Below are 4,008 nucleotides of genomic sequence, written 5' to 3'. Positions count from 1 at the left end.
GGCGCCGGGGCGTTCGTGCTGCTGTGCTCCATGAGCTCAGCGGGGTGCGGGTCTCAGTCGGGGACGACCAGGCCGCGCCGGACCGCGGGCACGAGCCGCGCGGGGATGCGCACCTGGCGCCCGTCCACGGTCACCGCGACCAGGTCGGGCACGAGGGCCGTCCACTGCGAGCGGCGGGACCGGGTCCGCGACCGGGACATCTTCCGCTTGGGGACCGCCATCGATCAGCGCTCCTCGCGGAAGTCGACGTGCTGCCGCGCGACGGGGTCGAACTTGCGCAGCACGAGCCGGTCAGGATCGTTGCGCCGGTTCTTGCGGGTCACGTAGGTGAACCCGGTGCCCGCCGTCGAGCGGAGCTTGATCACGGGACGAAGGTCGATACGCGAGGCCATCAGTTACCACCCTTGCTGTTGTTGCTCGTGTTGTGCTTGGCGTAGCGCTGCCGGAACTTCTCGACGCGTCCGGCGGTGTCGACCACGCGGGCCGATCCGGTCCAGAACGGGTGGCTGGCGCTGCTGATCTCGACGTCGACCACGGGGTAGGTCTGGCCGTCGGACCACTCGATGGTCGCCGTGGGGCGGCCGGGACCGGAGTCCGTGCTGCCGGCGAGCGTCGAGCGGGTCAGGAACGTGAAGCCTGCGCTCGCGTCCCGGAAGACCACGGGGCCGTAGGTGGGGTGAAGGTTCTGCTTCATGGTTTGTCTCCTGTCCTCAGCCCTGCCGCGCCTTCCAGCGCGGGTTGAGCTTGTTGATCACGAACGTCTTGCCGTGCCGGCGTACGACCTTGGCGCCGGGCTTGTCCTTGAGGGACCGCAGTGATGCGCGAACCTTCATGTGTCACTCCTTGCGTAGCGGGTGGGCGACGGCGGGGCCGTCGGGGTGTCGGCCGGTCTCACCAGCTCGACTTGGTCACCCCGGGCAGCTCGCCGCGGTGGGCCATCTCGCGCAGGCGGATCCGGGAGAGCCCGAACTTCCGCGAGTACGCGCGGGGCCGTCCGTCGACGGCGTCGCGGTTGCGCAGCCGGGTCGGGCTGGCGTCGCGCGGCTGCGTCGACAGCTCTGCGGCGGCGGCCTGGCGCTCCTCGGGCGGCAGGTCGAGCCTGCGGAGGGTGCGGCGCAGCTCCGCCCGGCGCTCGGCGTACCGGGCGACGATCTCGCGCCGCCGCTCGTCGGCGGCGATCTTGGACTTCTTGGCCATCAGACCTTCTCCCCTCTGGCCAGGATCTGGGCGACGACGACGTCGATGCCCTTGCGATCGATGGTCTTGATGCCCTTGGCGCTCACCCGCAGCGTGACGTTGCGGCCGAGCGACGGGACCCAGTAGCGCTTCTTCTGGATGTTGGGGTCGAACCGCCGCTTGGTCCGCACGTGCGAGTGCGAAATCGAGTGACCGAACCCCGGGACGGTGCCCAGCACCTGGCATCTGGCTGACACATGACCTCCTGTGGCGACGGACTGGCCGCCGCTGGTGAGAACCGTTCTCATATCGCGCTACAGTGAACCAGAACTGAGAACGGTTATCAATTATTCCGGGGCCCGCCCCCGGGCGAGGAGGCAGCATGTACCGAACCGGAGACCGCCGCGGAATCATCCCGGTGAGCGTCCTGGCCACCACCGACCCCGTGCTGCGCGACTCCGCGCTGTTCGGTCTGCTCACCGACACACCCGGCGTCGTCGCCGCCCGGCACGACATCTACGAGGACCACCTGCGGCGCGTCGTCCTCGACGCCACCGGCGTCCTCGAGGACGTGCTGGTGCCACTGGAGCACGCCTGCCTGTCCTGCGCTGTCCGCGAGGACGCCGTCCCCACCATCGCCCGCCTCGCCCGCGACGGCCGCTGGTCCCACGTGCTGCTCGCGCTCCCCATCAGCGCCGAACCCCTGCCCGCCGCCCGCTCGCTGACGGCCGAGACCGCACCCGGCGGCGCGCTCGACCACACGCGCATCGCCACGTCCTTCACCGTGGTCGACGCCGACACCCTCCAGCACGACCTGCTCGGCGACGACACCCTGCTCGAACGCGGCCTCGGCCTCACCAGCGGCGACGAGCGCTCGGTGGGGGAGGCGCTCGCGGCCCAGATCGAGCAGGCGGACCTCGTGGTGGCCCACGGCTCGCCGGCCGGGCCCGCCGACGTCTCGCTGCCGCCGACGGCGTCGGGCCTCCTGGACCGGCTGCGCGGCGCCGGGACGCGGCGGGTGAACGGACTGCACGCCCTCTCGGCCGCGGGGCTCGCCGCCGCCACGCACTCGCCGGCGCGCGCCGAGCACCGGGCGCACCCGCTCGGCGCGGTCGTCGTCACCGGTCCGGGCGGAGTGCCCGAGGACCGGAGCTGGACGCTGGAGCTGCGCTCACCCCTGCCGTTCCACCCGGAGCGCCTGCTGGAGCACATCGAGTCGCTCGGCGCCGGCGGGCTGCGGGCCCGCGGCGTCTTCCACGTGGCCGACCGGCCCGGCCTCGCCTGCCTGTGGGACGGCGCGGGCGGCCAGCTCGCGGTCGGCGACCTGGGGCCGTGGTCGGAGGTCTGCGCGGGCACGCCGCCGCACACCCGGATCGTGGTGGTCGGCGTCAGTGACGCCGGGCCGGACGACGAGCGGCGCCGGCTGCGCGAGGCGTTCCAGGCGGCGCTGTGCACGCCCGAGGAGGCCGCCGCCGGCGTCGAGTGGCTGTGGCGCGAGGACCACCTCGCCCCCTGGCTCGGCGCCCGCTCCGCCTGACCCGGTCAGCGGGGGCAGAGGTAGGCGGCCGTCCGCGGGCGGACGCCGTCGGGGCCGGTCCAGCCGGCCGGCCCCGATGCCACCCGCACCCAGCCGAGGCGCTCGTACAGGCGGACGGCCGGGCCGCCGTCGTCCACGACGTCGAGCACGAGCCGCCGTCCGCGCCGGGAGGGCGTGTCCTCGATGCGCTCCAGCAGTGCCATGGCGATGCGCGAGCCGCGCGCCTTCGGTGTCACGAACAGGCGGCTCACGCCGGCGAGCCCGGTCACGGTCGTCCGCGCGGCGGTCGCGAGGTCCTCGACGTGCTCGACGCCGTCGGCGGCGACGAGCATGACGTGGCCGACCACGACGCCGTCGGCAAGTGCGACCCACGCGGCGATCGTCCCCGTAGGAGTGAGCCAGGCGACCGGGTCGTCGGGCCAGGCCATCGGGTAGCCGTCGCTCTCGTGCACCTGCCGCAGCGCCTCGACGACCCGGTCGAGGTGGGCCGTGTGGCGCTGGGCGATCAGGAGGTCGGGCACGGGCTCAAGGTATCCGAAGCCCGGTGGGACCGGCGCCCGAACCGTGGCTCGCGAGCGAGTGAGAGACGGCGGCTCTCGCCTGTGGTCCTCAGGTGAGGTGTCCCCGCTCGACGGCTCGCCGGATCGCCGTCCGGTAGCCGGCGGGCATGCGCAAGGACTCGGCCTCGTCGGGCGTCGCGAGGACCAGCTCCTTGTGCTCGTCGCTGAAGGTGGGCGCGGCGGCGCCGTCGTACGCGGCGAGGTACGTCAGGACGAGGACGTGGCGGTGTGGGAAGACGCGGTACACCCAGCTGTGGAAGGGTTCGCCGACCGTGACGTCCCAGGCCAGCTCCTCCTGGATCTCGCGGGCGAGGCACTGCGCCGGGTCCTCGCCGAGGTCGAGCTTGCCGCCGGGCAGCTCCCACTCGTCGCGTTCGTTCCGCAGGAGGGGGAGCCGGCCGCGCCAGGCGATCACCGCCTTGACCGAGACCGGGAGCTGGTACTCGAAGTAGCCGGGATTGCGTTCGACCAGGTAGGGCTCCTCGGGGGAGCGGGTGTTGAGCATGGGACCGTCCTACCGCACCGGCGGTCCGCACACGATTCGCGAGGCCGGCGGGCGCTTCTCTGGACGATTGTTCAACTTTTCTGGACGATTGTTCAAAAATGCGGTGAGGCTCTTTACCGGAGTTCCGGGAAAGAGCCACACCAGTGCGTATCAGCTGTTCCTACCGGCGCCGACGTGGGCGTCATGTTAATACGACGGGGGGCGGCAAAGGCAGCGGGACGGGAAGCCCG

The 4,008-nt window shown here is 72.4% G+C and carries 9 protein-coding genes; 1 reads left to right on the top strand and 8 read right to left on the bottom strand.

Going from position 1 to position 4,008, the window contains the following annotated elements:
- Positions 1-53: 53 nt before the first annotated feature.
- The 6 genes from rpmF to rpmB are packed head-to-tail and all read right to left on the bottom strand — an operon-like array spanning position 54 to position 1,433.
- Entirely contained in the window at positions 54-221 is a 168-nt protein-coding gene (gene rpmF / locus ACFWEJ_RS27770) for a 50S ribosomal protein L32 (RefSeq protein ID WP_377232394.1), read from the bottom strand.
- 3 nt (positions 222-224) lie between these two features.
- Entirely contained in the window at positions 225-392 is a 168-nt protein-coding gene (gene rpmG / locus ACFWEJ_RS27765) for a 50S ribosomal protein L33 (RefSeq protein WP_377232393.1), read from the bottom strand.
- Entirely contained in the window at positions 392-694 is a 303-nt protein-coding gene (locus ACFWEJ_RS27760; RefSeq protein WP_377232392.1) for a type B 50S ribosomal protein L31, read from the bottom strand. Before ACFWEJ_RS27760 ends, rpmG begins: the two co-directional genes overlap by 1 nt.
- 16 nt (positions 695-710) lie before the next feature.
- The gene (gene ykgO / locus ACFWEJ_RS27755) at positions 711-833 is read right to left on the bottom strand and encodes a type B 50S ribosomal protein L36 (RefSeq protein WP_020013141.1); all 123 of its coding nucleotides are present in this window, start codon (positions 831-833) and stop codon (positions 711-713) included.
- Between the two features lie 58 nt (positions 834-891).
- A complete protein-coding gene (gene rpsN / locus ACFWEJ_RS27750; RefSeq protein WP_377232391.1) occupies positions 892-1,197 on the bottom strand; it encodes a 30S ribosomal protein S14 in 306 nt (101 codons plus the stop codon).
- Positions 1,197-1,433, bottom strand: a complete 237-nt coding sequence (gene rpmB, locus ACFWEJ_RS27745) for a 50S ribosomal protein L28 (RefSeq protein WP_026365262.1) — start codon at positions 1,431-1,433, stop codon at positions 1,197-1,199. Before rpmB ends, rpsN begins: the two co-directional genes overlap by 1 nt.
- A 125-nt stretch (positions 1,434-1,558) precedes the next feature.
- Here rpmB and ACFWEJ_RS27740 point away from each other — a divergent pair, with 125 nt between their 5' ends.
- Positions 1,559-2,713, top strand: a complete 1,155-nt coding sequence (locus tag ACFWEJ_RS27740; RefSeq protein WP_377232390.1) for a CobW family GTP-binding protein — start codon at positions 1,559-1,561, stop codon at positions 2,711-2,713.
- 5 nt (positions 2,714-2,718) lie between these two features.
- On the opposite strand, the gene ACFWEJ_RS27735 is transcribed toward ACFWEJ_RS27740, so the two are convergent.
- Together ACFWEJ_RS27735 and ACFWEJ_RS27730 are read right to left on the bottom strand one after the other, a co-directional pair.
- Positions 2,719-3,234, bottom strand: a complete 516-nt coding sequence (locus tag ACFWEJ_RS27735) for a GNAT family N-acetyltransferase (RefSeq protein WP_377232389.1) — start codon at positions 3,232-3,234, stop codon at positions 2,719-2,721.
- Between the two features lie 88 nt (positions 3,235-3,322).
- Positions 3,323-3,778, bottom strand: a complete 456-nt coding sequence (locus tag ACFWEJ_RS27730; RefSeq protein ID WP_377232388.1) for an NUDIX domain-containing protein — start codon at positions 3,776-3,778, stop codon at positions 3,323-3,325.
- Positions 3,779-4,008: the final 230 nt, after the last annotated feature.

The sequence above is a fragment of the Promicromonospora sp. NPDC060204 genome (assembly GCF_042728455.1).
In the GTDB taxonomy this organism is placed as follows: Bacteria; Actinomycetota; Actinomycetes; order Actinomycetales; family Cellulomonadaceae; genus Promicromonospora.
The sequence above is the reverse complement of the archived record's forward strand: the minus strand, read 5'-3'. Positions and strand labels throughout refer to the sequence as shown.

What these genes read in the sequence shown, in the direction of transcription:
- rpmF (WP_377232394.1), bottom strand. Translation starts at nt 221, where the DNA reads ATGGCGGTCCCCAAGCGGAAGATGTCCCGGTCGCGGACCCGGTCCCGC.
- rpmG (WP_377232393.1), bottom strand. Translation starts at nt 392, where the DNA reads ATGGCCTCGCGTATCGACCTTCGTCCCGTGATCAAGCTCCGCTCGACG.
- ACFWEJ_RS27760 (WP_377232392.1), bottom strand. Translation starts at nt 694, where the DNA reads ATGAAGCAGAACCTTCACCCCACCTACGGCCCCGTGGTCTTCCGGGAC.
- ykgO (WP_020013141.1), bottom strand. Translation starts at nt 833, where the DNA reads ATGAAGGTTCGCGCATCACTGCGGTCCCTCAAGGACAAGCCCGGCGCC.
- rpsN (WP_377232391.1), bottom strand. Translation starts at nt 1,197, where the DNA reads ATGGCCAAGAAGTCCAAGATCGCCGCCGACGAGCGGCGGCGCGAGATC.
- ACFWEJ_RS27740 (WP_377232390.1), top strand. Translation starts at nt 1,559, where the DNA reads ATGTACCGAACCGGAGACCGCCGCGGAATCATCCCGGTGAGCGTCCTG.
- ACFWEJ_RS27730 (WP_377232388.1), bottom strand. Translation starts at nt 3,778, where the DNA reads ATGCTCAACACCCGCTCCCCCGAGGAGCCCTACCTGGTCGAACGCAAT.